The sequence below is a fragment of the Sphingomonas sp. Marseille-Q8236 genome, from assembly GCF_965112005.1.
In genome coordinates, this window is the sequence record NZ_CBCOPO010000001.1 from 2,573,415 (window position 1) to 2,593,148 (window position 19,734).

At 65.4% G+C, this 19,734-nt stretch carries 19 protein-coding genes; 9 read left to right on the plus strand and 10 right to left on the minus strand.

Annotation, left to right across the window (positions count from 1 at the left end; genetic code table 11):
- The first annotated feature begins 93 nt into the window (after window positions 1-93).
- A complete protein-coding gene (gene mltG / locus ACWPWT_RS12335) occupies window positions 94-1,062 on the plus strand; it encodes an endolytic transglycosylase MltG (protein WP_454279834.1) in 969 nt (322 codons plus the stop codon).
- Between the two features lie 3 nt (window positions 1,063-1,065).
- Here mltG and bla read toward each other — a convergent pair whose 3' ends face one another.
- Entirely contained in the window at window positions 1,066-1,920 is an 855-nt protein-coding gene (gene bla / locus ACWPWT_RS12340) for a subclass B3 metallo-beta-lactamase (protein WP_454279835.1), read from the minus strand.
- Window positions 1,921-2,014: 94 nt separating this feature from the next.
- Between bla and ACWPWT_RS12345 the strand changes: the two genes are divergently transcribed.
- Window positions 2,015-2,884: a LysR family transcriptional regulator gene (locus ACWPWT_RS12345; protein WP_454279836.1), complete on the plus strand. Its 870-nt coding sequence runs from the start codon at window positions 2,015-2,017 to the stop codon at window positions 2,882-2,884.
- A gap of 106 nt (window positions 2,885-2,990) precedes the next feature.
- On the opposite strand, the gene eda is transcribed toward ACWPWT_RS12345, so the two are convergent.
- The 8 genes from eda to ACWPWT_RS12385 form a co-directional block, all read right to left on the minus strand.
- Window positions 2,991-3,596, minus strand: coding sequence for a bifunctional 4-hydroxy-2-oxoglutarate aldolase/2-dehydro-3-deoxy-phosphogluconate aldolase (gene eda, locus ACWPWT_RS12350; protein WP_454279837.1), 606 nt, complete (start codon window positions 3,594-3,596; stop codon window positions 2,991-2,993).
- On the minus strand, window positions 3,593-4,558 hold the full coding sequence (glk, locus tag ACWPWT_RS12355) for a glucokinase (protein ID WP_454279838.1): 966 nt from the start codon (window positions 4,556-4,558) through the stop codon (window positions 3,593-3,595). The genes eda and glk overlap by 4 nt, the downstream gene beginning before the upstream one ends.
- A 20-nt stretch (window positions 4,559-4,578) precedes the next feature.
- Window positions 4,579-6,396, minus strand: coding sequence for a phosphogluconate dehydratase (gene edd / locus ACWPWT_RS12360; RefSeq protein WP_454279839.1), 1,818 nt, complete (start codon window positions 6,394-6,396; stop codon window positions 4,579-4,581).
- Entirely contained in the window at window positions 6,393-7,103 is a 711-nt protein-coding gene (gene pgl / locus ACWPWT_RS12365) for a 6-phosphogluconolactonase (RefSeq protein ID WP_261267965.1), read from the minus strand. Before pgl ends, edd begins: the two co-directional genes overlap by 4 nt.
- Before the next feature lie 103 nt (window positions 7,104-7,206).
- Window positions 7,207-8,670, minus strand: coding sequence for a glucose-6-phosphate dehydrogenase (gene zwf / locus ACWPWT_RS12370; protein ID WP_454279840.1), 1,464 nt, complete (start codon window positions 8,668-8,670; stop codon window positions 7,207-7,209).
- A 9-nt stretch (window positions 8,671-8,679) separates the two neighbouring features.
- On the minus strand, window positions 8,680-9,606 hold the full coding sequence (argC, locus tag ACWPWT_RS12375) for an N-acetyl-gamma-glutamyl-phosphate reductase (RefSeq protein ID WP_454279841.1): 927 nt from the start codon (window positions 9,604-9,606) through the stop codon (window positions 8,680-8,682).
- A complete protein-coding gene (locus ACWPWT_RS12380; RefSeq protein WP_454279842.1) occupies window positions 9,603-9,977 on the minus strand; it encodes an SH3 domain-containing protein in 375 nt (124 codons plus the stop codon). The genes argC and ACWPWT_RS12380 overlap by 4 nt, the downstream gene beginning before the upstream one ends.
- On the minus strand, window positions 9,913-10,233 hold the full coding sequence (locus tag ACWPWT_RS12385) for a MarR family transcriptional regulator (protein WP_454279932.1): 321 nt from the start codon (window positions 10,231-10,233) through the stop codon (window positions 9,913-9,915). Before ACWPWT_RS12385 ends, ACWPWT_RS12380 begins: the two co-directional genes overlap by 65 nt.
- 382 nt (window positions 10,234-10,615) lie before the next feature.
- Between ACWPWT_RS12385 and secG the strand changes: the two genes are divergently transcribed.
- Together secG and ACWPWT_RS12395 are read left to right on the plus strand one after the other, a co-directional pair.
- On the plus strand, window positions 10,616-11,002 hold the full coding sequence (secG, locus tag ACWPWT_RS12390) for a preprotein translocase subunit SecG (RefSeq protein ID WP_261267961.1): 387 nt from the start codon (window positions 10,616-10,618) through the stop codon (window positions 11,000-11,002).
- A 106-nt stretch (window positions 11,003-11,108) separates the two neighbouring features.
- On the plus strand, window positions 11,109-12,758 hold the full coding sequence (locus tag ACWPWT_RS12395) for a CTP synthase (protein ID WP_454279843.1): 1,650 nt from the start codon (window positions 11,109-11,111) through the stop codon (window positions 12,756-12,758).
- A gap of 178 nt (window positions 12,759-12,936) precedes the next feature.
- Here the strand turns inward: ACWPWT_RS12395 and ACWPWT_RS12400 are convergent, their stop codons facing one another.
- A complete protein-coding gene (locus tag ACWPWT_RS12400; RefSeq protein WP_261267959.1) occupies window positions 12,937-13,416 on the minus strand; it encodes an Hsp20 family protein in 480 nt (159 codons plus the stop codon).
- Window positions 13,417-13,662: 246 nt separating this feature from the next.
- Here ACWPWT_RS12400 and ACWPWT_RS12405 point away from each other — a divergent pair, with 246 nt between their 5' ends.
- From ACWPWT_RS12405 to ACWPWT_RS12425, 5 genes are all read left to right on the plus strand, one after another.
- Window positions 13,663-16,110 carry a TonB-dependent receptor gene (locus ACWPWT_RS12405; protein ID WP_454279844.1) on the plus strand — a complete coding sequence of 816 codons (2,448 nt, stop codon included), beginning with the start codon at window positions 13,663-13,665 and terminating at the stop codon, window positions 16,108-16,110.
- Window positions 16,111-16,696: 586 nt separating this feature from the next.
- On the plus strand, window positions 16,697-17,947 hold the full coding sequence (locus ACWPWT_RS12410) for a lipoprotein-releasing ABC transporter permease subunit (RefSeq protein WP_454279845.1): 1,251 nt from the start codon (window positions 16,697-16,699) through the stop codon (window positions 17,945-17,947).
- 13 nt (window positions 17,948-17,960) lie between these two features.
- A complete protein-coding gene (locus ACWPWT_RS12415) occupies window positions 17,961-18,659 on the plus strand; it encodes an ABC transporter ATP-binding protein (protein ID WP_454279933.1) in 699 nt (232 codons plus the stop codon).
- The gene (locus ACWPWT_RS12420; protein ID WP_454279846.1) at window positions 18,656-19,249 is read left to right on the plus strand and encodes a GNAT family N-acetyltransferase; all 594 of its coding nucleotides are present in this window, start codon (window positions 18,656-18,658) and stop codon (window positions 19,247-19,249) included. Before ACWPWT_RS12415 ends, ACWPWT_RS12420 begins: the two co-directional genes overlap by 4 nt.
- The gene (locus ACWPWT_RS12425; RefSeq protein ID WP_454279847.1) at window positions 19,246-19,725 is read left to right on the plus strand and encodes a glutathione peroxidase; all 480 of its coding nucleotides are present in this window, start codon (window positions 19,246-19,248) and stop codon (window positions 19,723-19,725) included. Before ACWPWT_RS12420 ends, ACWPWT_RS12425 begins: the two co-directional genes overlap by 4 nt.
- Window positions 19,726-19,734 lie beyond the last annotated feature (9 nt).

The window sequence follows — 19,734 nt, forward strand, 5'->3', positions numbered from 1 at the left end:
CCGCGCCATCGGGCTGGATATGCAAGCGGGCCCGGATCGGTGCCGGGGTTGTTATGTGTTCGGGCCTCGCGCCCTTTCCTAACCGGGTGATATATGCGCAAGGTCGGCTGTATCGGGTTGCTGCTGGGGCTGATCGGCATCGCCGTCTTCGCCTGGGTCGCGCATGACTGGGCGGGCAGCGGCCCGGCGGACAGGCCGCTCGCCGTTGTCGTGCCCGAAGGGGCGAGCCTCGCCCGCGCTGCCAACGAACTGGAAAAGGCTGGCGCGATTCGCTCGGCCGGGCGCTTCCGTCTTTATGCGCGGCTGTTCGGTGGCGGGGCCGCGATCAAGGCGGGCGAATATGCCATTCCCGAACATGCCAGTGCCTCCGATGTGCTGACCCTGTTGAAGGAGGGCAAGGTTCGCCAGCGGCTGGTCCCCGTGCCGGAGGGTTATCCTTCGGTGCTGGTCCATGACGCGCTGATGCGCGCCGATGGCATGACCGGCGATGTGTCGGTCCCGAAGGAAGGATCGATCCTGCCTGACAGCTACGCCTATCAGAAGGGCGACACCCGCGCCTCGGTGGTGGCGCGGATGCAGAAGGCGATGCGCGACTATCTCGCCAAGGCGTGGGCGAACCGGAAGCCCGGCATCGCGGTCGCTTCGCCGGAGCAGGCGATCATCCTGGCCTCGATCGTCGAGAAGGAAACCGGCAAACCCTCCGAGCGACGCACGGTGGCGGCGGTCTATGGCAACCGGCTGCGTATCGGGATGCCGCTTCAGGCCGATCCGACCGTGATCTATCCGATCACCAAAGGCCGCCCGCTGGGGCGTCGCATCCTGCGGTCCGAATTGCACGTCAAGAACGGGTACAACACCTATGCCAGCCCCGGCTTGCCGGTCGGCCCGATCGCCAATCCCGGCCGCGCCTCGATCGATGCGGTGCTGAACCCGGCGGACAGCAAGGCGCTATATTTCGTGGCGGACGGATCGGGCGGCCATGTCTTTGCCGACACGTTGGCAGAGCATAATGCCAATGTGCGCAAATGGTACGCGATCCGTCGCCAGCGCGGCGAGATGTAAGGCTCAGCGCCGTTCGCTGCGCAGCCGCCTGGCCAGCGCGCGTTCGGATGATTGCGCATAAGCGCGACAGGCACCGGCTGTGGTGCGGAAACGGTCGGTCGCGCCGTCCTGATCGGCATGGGCGGTGATCAATATGTCGCAGGGCAGGGCGCGCATCGCAGACTGGCCGCGCGCGAAGGCGGCGACCACGGGGCGGCTGGAGGAGGCCGAGAAGCGATAATCGTCGGTCGAGACCGGGTTCAGGCTGCTCGCGAAGACGATCGACCGGCACTGGTCGCGCTGACAGGAACGCCAGGTCCAGCTCATGCTGCCCATGGTGTGGCCCGGCGTCGCGCGTGCGGTGAGGACGGTGTTGCCCAGGGCCAGCCGCTCGCCATCGCGGATCACCCTTACCGAGCGGACGGCGGGAAAGCGGCTGTCATAACCACGCTGAGGATCGTCGGCCGCCAGCCGTCCGGTCCGCAACCCTTCCGCCCCGCGCGCGCTGGCGATGACGGTCGCGCCGGTGTCGCGTGCGAGCGCGGCGATCCCCCCGGCATGGTCGAAATGCGGCTCGGTGCTGAGAATATATTTGATGTCGCGGGGGCGGAAGCCGAGCTTGGCGACATTGGCAAGGATGGCCGGAGCCGCCTGGGGAAGCCCGCCGTCGATCAGGATGAGGCCCCGTCCCGTGTCGATCAATGCGACGTTCAACCCGCCAAAGCCCACGAGATAGCTGTTGCCGAACACCCGTACCGGCGGGCGTGGGGCCAGCCATTCGGCCTCACGCTCGGTCGCGATCGGCTGGGTCAGTGGATCGGCTTGTGGTTGTCCGGCGGCGGCCGCCAGTGTGACGGCGATGGCGAATGTGGCTAGCATGGTCGTTCTCCTCGGTCGCGATCATGCGGGTGCGATGCGCGGCGTACAAAGCATCTTCCCTAGACACAGCCATGAGCCAATCTCATGATAGGCCATGGACCGCGCGCAACTTCCCCTCAATGCTCTTCGCGCTTTCGAGGCGGCGGCGCGGCATCTGAATTTCACCCGCGCGGCGATCGAATTATGCGTCAGCCAGGGGGCGGTCAGCCATCAGGTATCGGCGCTGGAAAAGCGGCTGGGGGCGCGGCTGTTCCATCGCCTCCCGCGCGGACTGGCGCTGACCGATGACGGGCAGGCGCTGGTGCCCGTACTGGCGGAGACGTTCGACCGGATCGGTGCAACGCTCGACCGTTTCGCCGATGGCCGGTTCCAATATGTCCTGAATATCGGCGTCGTGGGCACCTTCGCGACCGGATGGCTGCTCGCCCGGCTCGACGATTTCGCGGCGACGCATCCCCATATCGACCTGCGGGTGTCGATCAACAACAACCGGGTCGATCTGGCAGGGGAGGGACTGGACTTCGCGATCCGTTTCGGCGACGGCGCCTGGCACGGCACCCATGCCGAACCGCTGATGGCGGCACCTTTGACGGTGCTCTGTGCGCCCCTGGTGGCGGAGCGATTGCGTGATCCCGCCGATCTGGTCCGCGAGCGGTTGCTCCGGTCCTACCGGGTCAGCGAATGGGAGCGCTGGTTCGAGGCGGCGGGCGTTCAGCCGCCCGCCCTGCGCGGTCCCATGTTCGACAGCTCGGCGTTGATGGTGGGCGCGGCGATGGCGGGACTCGGCGTCGCGCTCGCGCCCAAGGCGATGTTCGGACACGAGCTGACGACCGAGCGGTTGGTCCAGCCCTTCGCCGTGGAGGTCGACGCGGGGCGTTATTGGCTGACGCGGTTGCTGTCGCGCAAGGAAGGGCTGGCGATGCGCGCGTTTCGGACGTGGTTGCTAGAGCTGGCGGGCGGTTGATCGCCGCCAGCGTGACGGAGGGGATCGCTCTTTTAATGGCGCGACCGCCCCGCCGTCCCACTCAATGAGCGTCCCCCCCCAAGCAGCGCTTGGGGAGGGTTTGCGATCAGCCGCGAAGGGCGGACGCGGCGCGGGCCTTGGCCTCGACGTCCGCCATCGATCCGCCGGTCACCCAGCTACCGCCGACGCACAGCACGCGGTCGAATGCGAGCCAATCGGGTGCGCTGGCCTCGGTGATGCCGCCGGTCGGGCAGAAGCGAGCCCGGTAGAAGGGCGCGGCCAGCGCCTTCAGCGCCTTCAGCCCGCCGCTGGTCTCTGCGGGGAAAAACTTGAAGTGCGTCAGGCCCAGGTCCAGCCCGCGCATGATGTCGCCTGCATTGGCCACGCCCGGCAGATAGGGAATACCGCTGTCGATCACCGCCGCGCCCAGACGGTCGGTCAGACCCGGCGAGACGATGAACTCGGCGCCGGCATCCGCCACGTCGCGCAGCTGCTTCTCGTTGATCACAGTGCCCGCGCCGACGATCGCGCCCGGGACCTTCTTCATCTCGGCCATGGCTTCCAGCGCGGCGGGGGTGCGCAACGTCACCTCCAGGACTTTCAGGCCGCCCGCGACCAGCGCCTCGGCCAGGGGCTTGGCGGTGGCGGCGTCGTCGATGACCAGCACGGGGATGACCGCGCTGGTGCGCATGATGGTGGCGATGTCGGTCATGTATGCTCCTGTGCGAAGGCCGCAGCCGCGCCGAACAGGCCGGGCTGGGGATGGGTGATAAGCTTGACGGGAATGCGCGCCATCAGCGACTGGAAACGCCCCTTGGCGACGAAGCGCTGGTCGAAGCCCGAGCGCAACAGCTTGTCCTTGATCCGATAGCCCAGGCCACCCGCGATCACGACGGTCTTGGCCCCCTGCGCCAGGGCGAAGTCACCCGCGACCGCGCCGAGCGCCAGGCAGAAACGATCGAGCGCGGCCAGCGCGATCGAGTCGGTGCCGTCCAGCGCCTCGGTCCAGATTTCGCGATCATCGCGGCTGGGCATCGCGCGGCCTTCCATCGAGGCAAGCGTTTCATAGATGGCGACGATGCCGGGCCCCGAGCAGATCCGCTCGCACGACACGCGGGTATAGGTCCGGCGCAGGCGCTTGAGGATCGCATCCTCGATGCCGTCCAGCGGGGCATAGTCCATATGCCCGCCTTCAGTCTCGATGACATGATAACGTTGCGGCGTCAGCAACACCTGCGCGACGCCCAGGCCGGTACCGGGGCCGCAGACGGTGACGACGCCCTGTTCGGGCATCGGCTCTTCGGGGCCGCAGATATGTAGGAAATCCTCCTCCGGCACCTGCGCGACGGCATGGCCGACCGCGCCGAAATCGTTGATGACCGTATAGATGTCCGCGCCCAGCCGCTCGGGGATCAGCGAGGGGCGGATGACCCAGGGATTGTTGGTCATGCGGATCACGTCGCCCGTGATCGGCGAGGCGATGGCGAGCGACGCCGCCTTGGGCAGCGGACGGCCGACATGCGCCTCGAACGCCTGCCACGCGGTTTGGAGCGAAGCGTGCTCGGCGGTCTTCTGCGTGCAGGGTTCGCCCAGCTTGACGACGCGGCCATTCTCGACCTCGGCGATCGCGAAGCGCGCATGCGTGCCCCCGATATCGACGGCAACGATTTCCATGATGTCCTCCCCCTTATCTTTTACAGACCGGCGCCGGCGAGAATGGGCGATGCGCCCTTCTCGGCTTCGTCGGCGGCCTGGCGGAACAATGCGAAAAGCTCGCGCCCCATGCCCTGAACGGGGACGGGGGTCACGGCCTGTTCGCGCGCGGCCCATTCGACCGGATCGACGAGTGCATTCAGCGTACCCTCGACGGCGTCCAGCCGGACGATGTCGCCATCGCGGATCAGCCCGATCGCGCCACCGCCGATCGCCTCGGGGCTGAGATGGATGGCGCAGGGCACCTTGCCGCTCGCGCCCGACATACGGCCATCGGTGACCAGCGCCACCTTGAAGCCCCGGTTCTGGAGCACGCCCAGCGGTGGGGTCAGCTTGTGCAGTTCGGGCATGCCATTGGCCTTGGGCCCCTGGAAACGGACGACGACGACGACGTCGCGCTCCAGCTCGCCCGCCTTGAACGCGGCCTGCACTTCGGACTGGTCGGAGAATACGCGCGCGGGCGCCTCGATGATCCAGCGCTTGCGCTCAACGGCGGACACCTTGATGCAGGCGCGGCCCAGATTGCCCGAGAGGATGCGCATCCCGCCATCGGGCGAAAAGGGCGCGGCGGCCGGGCGCAGGATCGTCTCGTCGCCGCTGTCGCCGACTGGGGTCCAGGCGAGCTTGTCGTCGGCTATCACCGCCGTCTGGCCGTAATCGGACAAGTCCTTGCCCGCGACCGTCATAATTTCGCGGTGGAGCAGCCCTTCCGACAGCAGTTCGCGGATGACATAGGGCATGCCGCCCGCCGCCTCGAACCCGTTCACGTCGGCGGAGCCGTTGGGATAGACCCGCGCGATCAGCGGCACGGCGGCCGACAGGCGGTCCATATCCTCCCAGTCGATGATGATCCCCGCCGCGCGCGCGATGGCGGGCAGGTGGATCAGGTGGTTGGTCGAGCCGCCGGTCGCCAGCAGGCCGACTGCCGCGTTGACGATCGCCTTTTCATCGACGCACCGACCCAGCGGCCGGTAATCCTCGCCCCGCTGCCCGATCGTGGCCAGCCGGTGCACGGCGGCGCGGCTGAGCTCCTGGCGCAGCTTGGTGCCCGGATTGACGAAGGCGGCGCCCGGCATGTGCAGGCCCATCACCTCCATCATCATCTGGTTGGTGTTGGCGGTGCCGTAGAATGTGCAGGTGCCCTTGGAATGATAGGCGGCGATTTCGGCATCGAGCAGTTCCTCGCGCCCCGCCTTGCCCTCGGCAAAGGCCTCGCGGACGGCGGCCTTCTGCTTGTTGGGCAGGCCCGTCGGCATCGGGCCGCCGGGAACCAGGATCATCGGCAGATGCCCGAAGCGCAGGGCGCCCATCAGCAGGCCCGGAACGATCTTGTCGCAGATGCCCAGCAGCGCAGCCCCCTCGAAGGTGCCGTGGCTCAGCGCGACCGCCGTCGACAGCGCGATGGTGTCGCGGCTGAACAGCGACAGCTCCATGCCCGCATAGCCCTGCGTCACGCCGTCGCACATGGCGGGCACGCCGCCCGCGACCTGCGCCGTGGCACCGACCTCGCGCGCCCAGACCTTCATCAGTTCCGGATAGCGGTAATAGACGGCGTGCGCGGACAGCATGTCGTTATAGGCCGACACGATGCCGATGTTCATGCCGCGATCCGCCTTCATGGCGTCGCGGTCCTCCTCGGTCCCGGCATAGGCATGGGCGAGGTTGGCGCAGCCCAGATTGGGGCGGCGCACCGCCGTTTCGGCCTCGTGCGCGATCAGGTCGAGATAGGCCTGCCGCCCGGGCTTCGAACGCTCGATGACCCGGTCGGTGACGGCGGAAACGGCGGCGTTCAGGCTCATTGCTCGCTCCAGTGGATGTCGATTGGCAGTTCGACCTCGGCCAGGACGCGGCCGACGGGATAGGGCGAGGATGCGCCTTCCTTGATCGCGTCCTCCAGAACCTTTTTCTTGGCGGGGCCCGAAATGGCGAACATGATCGAGCGGGCCGAGACGATCCCGGCGCGGCTGAGCGTCACGCGCGCGACCGGCGCCTCAGGCGGCAGGGGCTCTGGCATCAGGCCTAGCGCACGGCGCTCCTTCGGCCCGTTGAGCGCTTCGTCATAATCGGGGCCGGGGAAGATCGAGGCGGTGTGACCGTCCGCCCCCATGCCCAGCAGAACCAGATCGAGCGGCCAGTGCAGCTCCTGCATCAGCGCATCGGCCGAACGTCCGGCGGCCTTATAGTCGGACGTCGCCTGCGGCACGATCGGCATGACCCTTGCGCCCTTGGGGAGGAAGATCTTGCCGATCATCGTCACGTTGGACAGCGGATCGCCCAACGGCACGATACGCTCGTCGGCGGGAACGATGGTCACCCGCTTCCAATCGAGCTTGGCCTGGGCCAGCTTTTCATAGACCGGGATCGGCGTCTTGCCGCCCGACAGCGCGATCACCGCCGCGCCGCGCGCCTCGATCGCGCTTTCGATGATGAACTGGATGTCGCCGGCGAGCGCGTTCGCCATTTCGGTGGTATCCTCATAGTCCCACCATTCGATTTCGTCGGTCATGTCATCTCTGTCCTGATATTCGCGGAGCCGTCCCCGGCCCGCCATTGGGGCGGGCCAAGTCGGCGCCAAAACGCATCCGCCCTCGTTCGGCGAATAGGGCGTGTCAGTCGTCCTGCCAGGTCACGCCATCCCGCTCGGTAAGCGCGATCGCGGCGGACGGGCCCCAGCTGCCGCTCGGATAGCTTTTGGGCTTGACGTCGGCAGCGTTCCAACCGGTGCGGATCGCGTCGATCCAGGTCCATTGCGCCTCCACCTCGTCGCGGCGAACGAACAGCGTCTGGTCGCCCTCGATCAGGTCGAGCAACAGCCGTTCATAGGCGATGCGACGGCGGGTTCCGGCGAACTCCGCGTCCAGCGACAGGTTCAGCGGCACTTCGCGCAGGCGCAGGCCGTCGCGGTCCAGACCCGGTTCCTTCGCCATCACCAGCAACTGGATATATTCCTCCGGCTGGAGGCGGATGACCAGTGTGTTGGGCTGAAGGATGCCGCCGCGCCCGGCGAACATCGAGTGCGGAACCGGCTTGAACTGGATCGCGATTTCCGAACGGCGGGTCGCCATGCGCTTGCCGGTGCGCAGGTAGAAGGGCACGCCCTGCCAGCGCCAATTGTCGACATGCGCCTTGATCGCGACGAAGGTCTCGGTCTTGGACGGCTTGCCCAGTTCATTGGCATAGGAGCCGACGATCTTGCCGCCGACCGCGCCGTCGACATATTGGCCGGTGACGGTGTTCTGGGGCACTTCCTCCGGCGTCATCAGGCGCAGCGAGCGGAAGACCTTGGCCTTTTCGTCGCGGATCGCGGTGCCGTCGTAACGCGCCGGCGGCTCCATCGCGATCAGCGCGAGAAGTTGCAGGATATGGTTTTGCACCATGTCGCGCAGCGCACCTGCACCCTCATAGTAACCGGCGCGATCCTCCAGCCCGACGGTCTCGGCGATGGTGATCTGGACATTGTCGATGCCGTTGGCGTTCCAGATCGGCTCGAAGAAGAAATTGCCGAAGCGCAGCGCCAGGATGTTCTGGACGGTTTCCTTGCCCAGATAATGGTCAATGCGGAAGGTCCGCTCCTCGGGAAAGCCGAAGGCGACCGCGTCGTTGATCTCCTTGGACGAGGCGAGGTCATAGCCCAGCGGCTTTTCCAGGCCGATCCGCACCGTCTCACCCGCCAGGCCGACCGATTCGAGGCCCTTGATCGTCGATTCGAACAGGCTGGGCGCGGTCGAGAGATAGATGGCCAAGCCGTTCGACACATCGCCGACCTTCTCCGCCAGCGCGGGGAAACCCTCCGTCGTCGAAGCGTCGAGCGACTGATACTGCAATCGATTTAAAAAGCCCGCAATTTTTTCCTCGTCCTTGCGGTCATCAGGCAGGAAGGTGTCGAGCGCGTGGCTGGCAAACGCCCGGAAGCTGGCGTCGTCATGATCCGAGCGCGCGGTGCCGGTGATCGTCAGGTCTTCGGGCAACAGGCCGTCGGAATGAAGATTAAACAGCGACGGCAGCAGCATACGCTGCGACAGGTCGCCGGTCGCACCGAACAGCAGCAGCTTGCCAACGGGATTGCGCGTCATGACGTCTCCTTAGAGCACGAGGCCGGCGGTCGGATCGAGTCCGGCCATGATGTTCAAATTCTGCACCGCTGCACCCCCGGCACCCTTGCCCAGATTGTCGAGCGTGGCGATCAGTCGAGCCTGACCCGTGGCCGCATTGCCGCAGACGCGCAAGGTCATCCGGTCGGATCCGGCATTTTCCTCGATATTCACCGCCGCGATGTCGCCGGGAGCGACCGTGACGATGCGGCTGTCCGCATAGGCCTCGGCCAGGGTGGCCGCGACCGTGTCGAGCGACGGCGCGCCGGGCAGGGCGTAAAGCGGTAGGGGTACTTCGACCACCATGCCGCGATAGGTGTCGACTACGGCGGGGGCGAAGATGGGGGCGTGGGTCAGCCCCGAATGGCGCTGCATCTCGGGCGCATGCTTGTGCGCCACCGACAGGCCATAGGCACGGAAGGCGCGCTGGGTGGCGCTTTCATATTCCGCGATCATCGCCTTCCCCCCTCCCGAATAGCCCGACGCGGCGTTGACCGAGACAGGCCAGTCGGCGGGAATGATCCCGGCACGCACCAGCGGGCGGACCAGCGCCAGAAAGCCGGTGGGATAGCAGCCCGGGTTGGAGACGAAGCGGGCGTTCGCGACACGCTGCTGCTGTTCCGGCTCCAGTTCGGCGAAACCGTAGACCCAAGCTTCAGCGGTCCGATGCGCGGTCGAGGCGTCGACGACTCGCGTGCGGTCGTTCGCGATCAGCGATACGGCCTCGCGCGCGGCATCGTCGGGAAGGCAGAGGATGACGAAGTCGGCATCGTTGATCGCCTCACGCCGGGCCTGTGCATCCTTGCGGCGTTCATCGGGCAGCGTCAGGATCGACAGATCTGGCCGCCCGGACAGCCGGTCGGCGATCTCCAGCCCGGTCGTCCCCGCGCCGCCATCGATGAAAACCGTCTTCGTCACTGCACCTGCTCCAGACCGCTGGCGTCGCAATAGCCGACCAGCCCCATCACCGGGGCGATGCCCCAGGCCAGGCCGCCGGCGACCTCCAGTACCTCGAAAGTCTCGCCCGACGCCAGTTCGGCCAGCACCATGCTGTCCGTCGCACGTCCCTCGCGCAAGGTCACCGGGGCGCTGGTCTTATAGGGCAGGGGAGCGGCATAATGCGGCGCGAATACGTATTCAGCGAGCCGGACATCGGCCAGATCGGGACGCACCGCATGGGTCCGCGGGTCGAGACTGACCCGCCGTCCCTGTAGCGCAAAGCTCTTACGCGCTGGCCCGCTGGAGGCCGGGGGCGTCGCCAGCGCCGATGAAATGTCCGAATTCTTCAAGAAAGTCCGCCCCTTCAGGTGTCCTGGCGACAAAGATGTTACGCTTGTCGTTATCATCGCGTTGGCGGCGCAGATAGCCCAGCGTTCCTAGTCTATTCAAGGCACGGGTGACGACGGGTTTCGAGACGTTCAAAGCGCGCGCCAAACCGCGCACCGTATGAGGCCCCGGACGCAGATAGACGACCAGCAGCAAGGCCATCTGACGGTTGGTCAGATCGGGTTCGCCCGAACGGACATAATCGACCAAGGCGCTCATCCAGGCCAACAGCGACTGAGCTTCGTGCGGGTGGGACACGACGATGATTCCAATGGCTGAGCCGGGCTTTGCCGGGCGTTGTTTCGAAGTCATAACGCCCTTTATCCATGGTGGTTTCACTCCTGTTCCTTTGAGATGAACAACTTGGGTGAGGGGATTCCCATCTTGCCGGATCATTCCCGCCGAGGCGGGCTTCGTGCCCACGATGGCGGAGCGGGCGGGGATGGGCAGAAGGGCCGCCGCCGCGCCGCCGTTCGACCCCGTTTCCTCCGGGTGAGCGAGGGCAGGGCGATCGGGTTCGGCGCCACATGGTTGATCCCATCCCCCGGCTCGCCTATGTGCGCGGTTTCGCACACCCCTCAATCGGGATCACACGCGCCTCATGTTCGCATTTCTGCTCGTCATCCACGCTCTCATCGCCGCGACCCTGGTCACGGTGATCCTCATGCAGAAGTCGGAAGGCGGCGGTCTGGGCATGGGGGGCAGCCCGTCGGGTCTGATGTCGGCGCGTGGTGCGGCGGACTTCCTCAGCCGCGCGACGGCGGTGCTGGCGACCTTGTTCGTCGGCTTCTCGATCCTGCTCGCGGTCCTCGCCGCGACGCGCGGGGCGCCTGCGATCGACACCTCGCTCGCCCGGACGCCTGCGACTCAGGCACCGATCACCGCGCCGGCCCAGGCTCCGGTGCCGACCGGCAGTGCGGCGGCCCCCGCCCAGGGCTCGGCCGCGCCGCAGCCTGCCGACAATTCGGCGGTTCCGCTCGCCCGCTAAATCCCGTTTTCATCGCAGCTTAGGCCCTCGCGCCGCCGCAAATTGTCGGCGGCGCGCATCTTTGCTGTTGTCGTATCCACCCCATCCAAGCTAGGCGATTCTTCCCATGGCGCGGTATATCTTCATCACCGGCGGCGTGGTTTCGTCGCTCGGCAAAGGCCTCATGGCGGCCTCTCTTGCGGCTCTTCTCCAGGCACGCGGTTATCGCGTGCGCATCCGCAAGTTCGATCCCTATCTCAACGTCGATCCGGGCACGATGAGCCCGTATCAGCACGGCGAGGTGTACGTCACCGATGACGGGGCCGAGACCGATCTCGACCTCGGCCATTATGAGCGTTTCACCGGCGTGGCCTCGCGTCAGTCGGACAATGTCACCTCCGGCCGCATCTACAAGACGATCATCGAGCGCGAGCGGCGCGGCGACTATCTCGGCGCGACCGTGCAGGTGATCCCGCACGTCACCGACGCGATCAAGGCGTTCGCAAAGGCCGATACCGTCGATGAGAATGGCGAGGATCTGGATTTCGTCCTCTGTGAAATCGGCGGCACCGTGGGCGACATCGAGTCGCTGCCCTTCATCGAGGCGATCCGCCAGCTCAAGAACGAACTGGGCCGTGGCCAGTCGATCAGCATCCATGTCACGCTGGTGCCGTACATCGCGGCGGCGGGCGAGTTGAAGACCAAGCCGACCCAGCATTCGGTGCGCGAGATCGCGGCTCTGGGTGTCGCACCCGACGTGCTGGTCTGTCGCTGCGAGCATCCGCTGCCCGCCTCGGATCGCGCCAAGATCGGCCTGTTCTGCAACGTGCCGCCCTCGGCGGTCATCCCGGCGCTGGATGCCAAGAGCATTTATGCGGTGCCGCTCCAATACCATGCCGAGGGCCTCGATTCGGAGGTGCTGCGCGCCTTCGGGATCGAGCCGCAGGGTGCGCCCGACCTGTCGCGCTGGACCGAGATCGTCGATCGTCTGGTGAACCCGGAAGGCGAGGTGACGATCGGCGTGGTCGGCAAATATGTCGGCCTGCAGGACGCGTACAAGTCGCTCAACGAAGCACTGGTGCATGGCGGTATCGCCAACAAGGTGAAGGTCCATATCCGCTGGATCGACGCCGAACTGTTCGAGGGCGACGAGAGCGAGATCGCGCAGCAGCTCGAGCCGTGCCACGCCATCCTGGTCCCCGGCGCGTTCGGCGAACGCGGAGCGCAAGGGAAGATCGAGGCGGTTCGCTTCGCGCGCGAACGCCGTGTGCCCTATTTCGGCATCTGCTTCGGGATGCAGATGGCGTGTGTCGAGGGCGCGCGGCATCTGGCGGGGATTAAGGACGCCTCCTCGACCGAGTTCGGCCCGACGTCCGAGCCGGTGGTCGGCCTCATCACCGAATGGATGGGCCGTGATGGCCTGGAACAGCGCGAGGCGAGCGGCGATCTGGGCGGCACGATGCGGCTGGGCGCCTATCAGGCCAAGCTGGCAGGCAACAGCGTCGTCGCCTCCATCTATGGCAGCGAGGACATCTCGGAACGTCATCGTCACCGTTACGAGGTCAATACCGGCTATAAGGACGCGCTGGAAAAGGGCGGCCTGGTGTTCAGTGGCATGTCGCCCGACGGTACGCTGCCCGAGATTGTCGAGCGGCCCGATCACCCTTGGTTCGTTGGCGTGCAGTTCCACCCGGAACTCAAGTCCAAGCCCTTCGACCCGCATCCGCTCTTCGCCAGCTTCATCGAAGCGGCGGTCAAGCAGAGCCGGTTGGTGTGATTTGAAAACCCCGCCTCCAGATGATGGAGGCGGGGTTTTTCTTTTGGGTTGGCGGCGAGGCGTAGGCTTCGACTTCGCTCCGCCCGAACGGAGTCTCGAGAAAAAATCAAAAGGCGCCCGGACCCGTCGGTCCGGACGCCTCGCGACGTCTTTAGGGAGGGAAAGACGTCGAGCTTGCTTACGCCGCCTTGGCCTCGTCGGCCTTGTGGTCGGCGTGATGTTCCACTGCGGCGAGCGGCTGGCCCGTCTTGATCGCGATCGTCTTGGGCTTCATCGCCTCGGGCACCTCGCGGACGAGGTCGATGACGAGCAGGCCGTCGTTCAGGCGCGCATCCTCGACGAACACGAAGTCCGCCAGTTCGAAGCGCCGCTCGAACGAGCGATTGGCAATCCCGACATGCAGGAAGTTGGGCGCAGTCGCCTTGTCATCCTTCTTGCCGGTGACGAGCAGCATATTCTGCTGCGCAGTGATCTCGATTTCGTCCCGCGAGAAACCGGCCACCGCCAGGGTGATGCGGTAACGGTCCTCGGCCAGACGTTCGAGGTTGAAGGGGGGATAATTTTCCGCCGAAGCGCCACGCGCGTTGGTCTCCAGCAGGTCGAACAGCCGGTCGAACCCGATGGTCGAACGACGATAAGGGGTCAGGTCGATACGCATGTCAAAACCTCCATCAGAAGCGAATTGAACCAGGATCGTCAGCGCCGCTCCGGCACGGAACGGCTTTGATCGATCGTGCGGCCCGATGATCGGCACCGCACGTGAACCAATATGGTTCATGAAAAATGGCCTTCAAGAGCCTCGCAGGATCGAAAAGCAAATCTTCACCCATCCCAAGCGTCGTGCGACTTGAATGTCCATTAAATTGATGTGCGAATAGGGTGTGAAACCAAAAGGGGAGCTTCCATGTCCTTGACCCTCGCGCTGGTTCTGGCGGCGCAGACGACGGCGGTGGCCGCCACCGAGCCGCAGGATATAGCCGCCGCACAGGCACCACCGTCGCAAGCCCGCCGCGACGAAGGACGGCTCGGCACCGCACAGCAGGGCGGGGGCGACGTGGTCGTCACCGCGCGCCGCCGCGCCGAGACGATCCAATCGGTGCCCATCGCCATGTCGGTGATCGGCGGCACCGCGCTGGCCGAGACGGGGACGTACAATGTCAATCGGCTGACCCAGATACAGCCGACCCTGCAATTCTATTCGACCAACCCGCGCAATTCGGCGGCCAATATCCGTGGCCTGGGCGCTCCGTTCGGTCTCACCAATGACGGGATCGAGCAGGGCGTCGGCATCTATGTCGATCAGGTCTATTACAGCCGCATCGCCTCGGCGACATTCGACTTCACCGATACCGAGCGGATCGAGGTGCTGCGCGGGCCGCAGGGCACGCTCTATGGCAAGAACACCACGGCGGGCGCGATCAACATCATCACCCGCCCGCCCAGCTTCACGCCCGAGGCGCGGGTCGAGGTCAGCGGCGGGAATTACGACTTCTTCCAGGGCAAGGCGTCGGTGTCTGGCCCGCTGGTCGACGACAAGGTCGCGGTGCGGCTGTCCACCTCGATCACCACGCGGCGCGGTACCATTTGGAACACGCGCCAGCAGGAATGGCAGAACAGCCAGGACAATCTGTCGCTGCGCAGCCAGTTCCTGTGGCACGCGACGCCGATGCTCGATCTGACCCTGTCGGGCGATTATGCGCGGCAGAACCCCAATTGCTGCGTCCAATATTACGCCCGTGTCGGCGCGACCCAGCGCCCGATCAATCGGCAATATGCCGCCCTGGCGGCGGCACAGGGCTATAGCGTGCCCTCGACCAACGCCTTCGACCGGGTGACCGATGTCGATACCGATCTGCGGGCCAAGCAGGAACTGGGCGGGCTGTCGCTGGTGGCCAATTGGGATGTGGGCGAGGCGACACTGACCAGCGTGTCGGCCTGGCGTTTCTGGCATTGGGACCCGTCGAACGATCGCGACTTCATCGGCCTGCCGATCACCACCGTCTCCGCGAATCCGTCGCAGCAGAGTCAGGTGACGCAGGAAATCCGTATCGCCTCCAACGGCAAGCGAACGCTGGATTATGTTCTGGGCGCTTTCTATTTCTGGCAGTCGATCGACACGCAAGGCTTGCAGGTGCAGGGCCCGGCGGCGAGCGCCTTCCTGCTCAACCCGACCAGTGCAGGCGGGCGCAATCCCGCGACGCTGAACGGGCTGACCTCGCGCAATAGGATCGGCTTCACGAACACCTCGGCGGCGTTGTTCGGCAAGCTGACCTGGCATGTCGACGATCGCCTGTCGGTATCGCCAGGGTTGCGGCTCAATTATGATCGCAAGGACGGCTCTTATGTCTCGACCGTCACCAACGGCGCGGGCTCGACGACGCTGACCAGTGACCAGCGCGGCGTTCTTGCGCCGCAGAGTTACACGCCGTCCTTCACCAACTGGAACCTGTCGGGCGACCTGACCATCGCGTACGAGTTCAACCCCAACGTCCATTATTACGCGACCTATGCGCGCAGCTATAAGTCCGGTGGCATCAATCTGTCCGGCTTGCCGCTCGACGGGCAGAACAATCCGATCCTGGCGACCCAGACGGTGAAACCCGAAAAGGTCAACCATTTCGAGCTGGGGCTGAAGACCCAGTTCGCCGATCGCCGCGCGACGGTGAACATCGCGGGCTTCTGGACCGAGATCGGCGATTATCAGGCGACGGTGAACAATCTACAGGTCAACGTCCTGCGCGGTTATCTCGCCAATGCGGGCCGGGTGCGGACGCGCGGTATCGAAATCGATTCGGCCTTCCGCCCGACGCAGCGGTTCAACGTCTATGCCAATGGCGCCTTCACGGACGCGCGCTACACGCGCTTCACCAACGCGCCATGCCCGCCGGAACTGTCGGGTGGCACGGCCCTGCCGGTGGTGAACGGCCAGATCGTCGGCACGCCGGCGGCGGCGGGGACGCCGGGCAACTCGCTGCCCTATTGCGATATTTCGGGCCAATGGTTGCCGGGCGTGTCGCGCTGGGCATTTTCCTATGGCGCCGAATATGATCTGCCCGCGACCGTGGCCGGGACCGAGGGGCAATTCTATCTGGGCTATGACGGTAGCTATCGGTCGAAATTCTCGTCCAATCCGTCACGCTCGGCCTATACCGATATCAACGGCTACAGCCTGTCCAACGTCCGGGCCGGGTTCAAGGCGCCGGGCAATCTGAACGCCTTTGTCTGGGTGCGGAACCTGTTCGACCACGATTATTACGAATTGCTGGCGACCCAGTCCGGATCGACCGGATTGATCGTCGGCCAGCCGGGCGATCCGCGAACTTACGGGTTCACGATCTCCAAGTCGTTTTGATCCCATCCTCCCCAAGCGCCGCTTGGGGAGGACCCCGTTCGCGAAAGCTGTGGGTGAAGCGCGGCGCCCCAATGACGATTCACAGGATTCGTCCACATTCGGTTCATCTTGATCTGGTATAGCGATAGTCCCGTAAACGGGCGCCGGGCCGGCATCTGGGGATGGAGTCTGGAAGCTCCCCGTTTCCCTCGCCGGTTCCGGCGGCTTTTCGGTGGGACAGGATGTGCGGAAGGGCCCGAATGACAAACGCCCGGACCGTTTCCGATCCGGGCGCCTGCGTGACGATCGCTCGTCAGCCCCCTTTTCCCGCTCCCGCATCAACCTCTTTGGGTGAGCGTTGGAGCAATCCCCGAACCACGGCCGTTTCTGCCTGTGTCTCAGTAAGATTGTGTTACGTTAGGGAAGGCTGGCTTGTCATCCCTCTTGCGGCATCCGCGCTACGATTGCTCGGCCGGTGTGGCGTGCGCGCAACAATCCCCGGATTGACCGGTTTTGCAGGCCGAACCCGGTGCGGCATTGCCAGCATCGGGTGCCGCTCCTACAGCCTCACGGCATTTCCTTGTCTTCATGGATCGATCGGACCTCAATGATCCTGTCTCGTTACGAACGGATGATCGCGCGGCGCTATCTGCTGCCGGGCAAGGGGGAGGCGTTCATCTTCCTCGTCGCCTCGATCAGCCTGGTCGCGGTCATGCTGGGCGTCGCCGCGCTGGTCATCGTCATGAGCGTGATGAACGGCTTTCGCGCCGAACTGTTCGACAAGATCGTCGGGCTCAACGGGCACGCGGTGGTGCAGGGGGTGGGCGGCCGCCTGCCCGACTGGCGCGACATCGTGCGCGACGCCCGCGCGACACCCGGCGTCACCAGCGCGGTGCCGATGATCGAACAACCGCTGATGTCCAGCTATAATGGCCGGGTCGAGGCGGTGTTGGTGCGCGGCATGCGCGTCGCCGATATACGCGGCAACTCCGCGATCCGGTCCAAGATCGTCATGGGCAATCTGAACAGCATCACGCCCGGCAGCGGCCGGATCGCGATCGGCAGCCGCCTAGCCGAGGCGTTGGGCGCGAGCGTGGGCTCGGAGATTTCGCTGATCAGTCCGCAGGGACAGACCACGCCCTTCGGCACCGTGCCCCGGATCGTCAGCTATACGGTCGGCGCGATCTTCGAGATCGGAGTGTATGACTATGACAAGGCCTATGTCATCATGCCGATCGAGGATGCGCAGACACTGCTTCTGATGGGCGACACGGTCGGCATGGTCGAGATTCAGACGGTGGACGCCGACCGGGTGGGGCAGATCCTGGCCCCGCTGGCCGACAAGTTGGGCGGGCGTGCGGTGATCGCCGACTGGCGGACGATGAACGCACAATTGTTCGAGGCGCTGGCGGTCGAGCGGGTGGCGATGTTCACCGTGCTGTCGATCATCATCCTGGTCGCGGTGTTCAACATCCTGTCTTCGCTGATCATGCTCGTTCGTGCCAAGACGCGCGATATTGCGATCCTTCGCACCATGGGCGCGACGCGGGGCGGGTTGATGCGGATCTTCATGACGGTCGGCACGACGATCGGCGCGCTGGGGACGCTGGCCGGGCTGGTATTGGGGGCGATCTTCCTCTTCTACCGCCAGGGCGTGGTGAACTTTGTCCAGTTTGTGACGGGGCAGAATCTGTGGGACCCATCGATCCGCTATCTGACCGAGTTGCCGTCCAAGACCGATCCCGTCGAGGTCATCGTCATCGCGTCGATGGCGCTGGTCTTTTCCTTCCTCGCCACGCTCTACCCCGCCTGGAAGGCGGCGAGCACGGACCCGGTTCAGGTGCTGCGCTATGAATGATCCGATCATCCGCATGGGAGCCGCCATACAGAGCCCCGCCGCCGAGCCGGTGCTGGAGACGCGCGGACTCTCGCGCAGTTTCACCCAGGGCGGCCAGACGATCGAGGTGCTGCGCGGTGTCGACCTGGCCATCGCGCCGGGCGAGATCGTGGCGCTGCTCGGCCCCTCGGGCTCGGGCAAGTCGACGCTGTTGCAGGCGGTCGGCTTGCTGGAGGGCGGTTTCTCCGGCTCGATCCGGATCGCGGGCGAGGAGGTGTCGAAGCTCGACGCGCATGGCCGCACCATTGCGCGGCGCGATCATCTGGGCTTCGTCTATCAGTTCCACCATCTGTTGCCCGATTTCAACGCGATCGAGAATGTCGTCCTGCCGCAGCTGGTGCAGGGCAAGCTGCCTGCCGCCGCCGACGAGCGGGCCAAGGGTCTTCTCACCGCGCTCGGCCTCGGCCACCGGCTGACCCACCGGCCCAGCCAATTGTCCGGCGGCGAGCAGCAGCGCGTGGCGGTCGCCCGTGCGCTGGCCAACCAGCCGCCTCTGGTGCTGGCGGACGAACCTACCGGCAATCTGGACGAACATACCTCTGAAGTGGTGCTGGCCGAGTTTCTGCGGCTAGTGCGGGGCGAGGGGTCGGCGGCGCTAATCGCGACGCATAACGAGCGGCTAGCGCTGAAGATGGACCGGGTAGTCCGGCTGCATGAGGGGCGGTTGCAATGAATTCATGGTCCGAGACACCCACACTGACCGGCCGTCACGTCACGCTCCGCCCGTTCGAAGAGGCGGATTTGCCGGCCCTGGTCGAGGCGGCTCGGCAGGGCGATCTCTGGAATATCTTCTATGCCAATGTCTCGATGATGAAGACGCCCGAGCGCTGGCTGGCGGCGGCGCTCAAAGAACGGGATGTGGGACGGGCGCTGCTCTTCACCGTCGAGACGCCGAATGGCGAGGTGGTGGGCACGACGCGCTATATGCGGATGGCGCCCCAGCATCGGCGCTTGGAAATCGGTGGTACCTTCTACGCCACCCGCGTCCAGCGGACCGGCGTCAATACCGAGGCAAAGCGGATGCTCCTCGCCCATGCGTTCGAGGTGATGGAGTGCCAGGCCATCCAAATCCGCACCGACGCGCTCAACAAGCGTAGCCAGGCGGCGATCGAGCGGCTGGGCGCCAAGAAGGACGGGGTGTTGCGCGGGCATCAGGTGATGGCCGACGGGCGCATTCGCGACAGCATCGTCTATTCGATCATCGACCGCGAATGGCCGGGCGTGCGCGCCAATCTCGATTATCTGCTGGGGAAATACGCATGAGCGGGATTGCGGATTTCACTGTCCGGGCGGCGGATGGTCAGCCTGTCGACACGGCGACATATGCCGGGCGCGTCCTGCTGGTGGTGAACACCGCGTCCAAATGCGGCTTCACCCCGCAATATGAGGGGCTGGAGGCGCTGCATCGCCGATATGAGACGCAAGGGCTGACGGTGCTGGGCTTTCCGTGCAACCAGTTCGGCGCGCAGGAGCCGGGCGATGCGGCGGAGATCGCGAATTTCTGTTCGCTGACCTATGACGTGACCTTCCCGGTGATGGCGAAGGTCGAGGTCAATGGCGACGCGGCCGAACCGCTGTTCCAGTGGCTGAAGGCGCAGGCACCGGGCGTGCTGGGGACCAAGGCGATCAAGTGGAACTTCACCAAATTCCTGGTCGATCGCTCGGGCAAGGTGGTCGGCCGCTATGCCCCGACGACCAAGCCCGAGGATCTGGCGCGCGACATCGAGGTTCTGCTGTAAACCCAATAT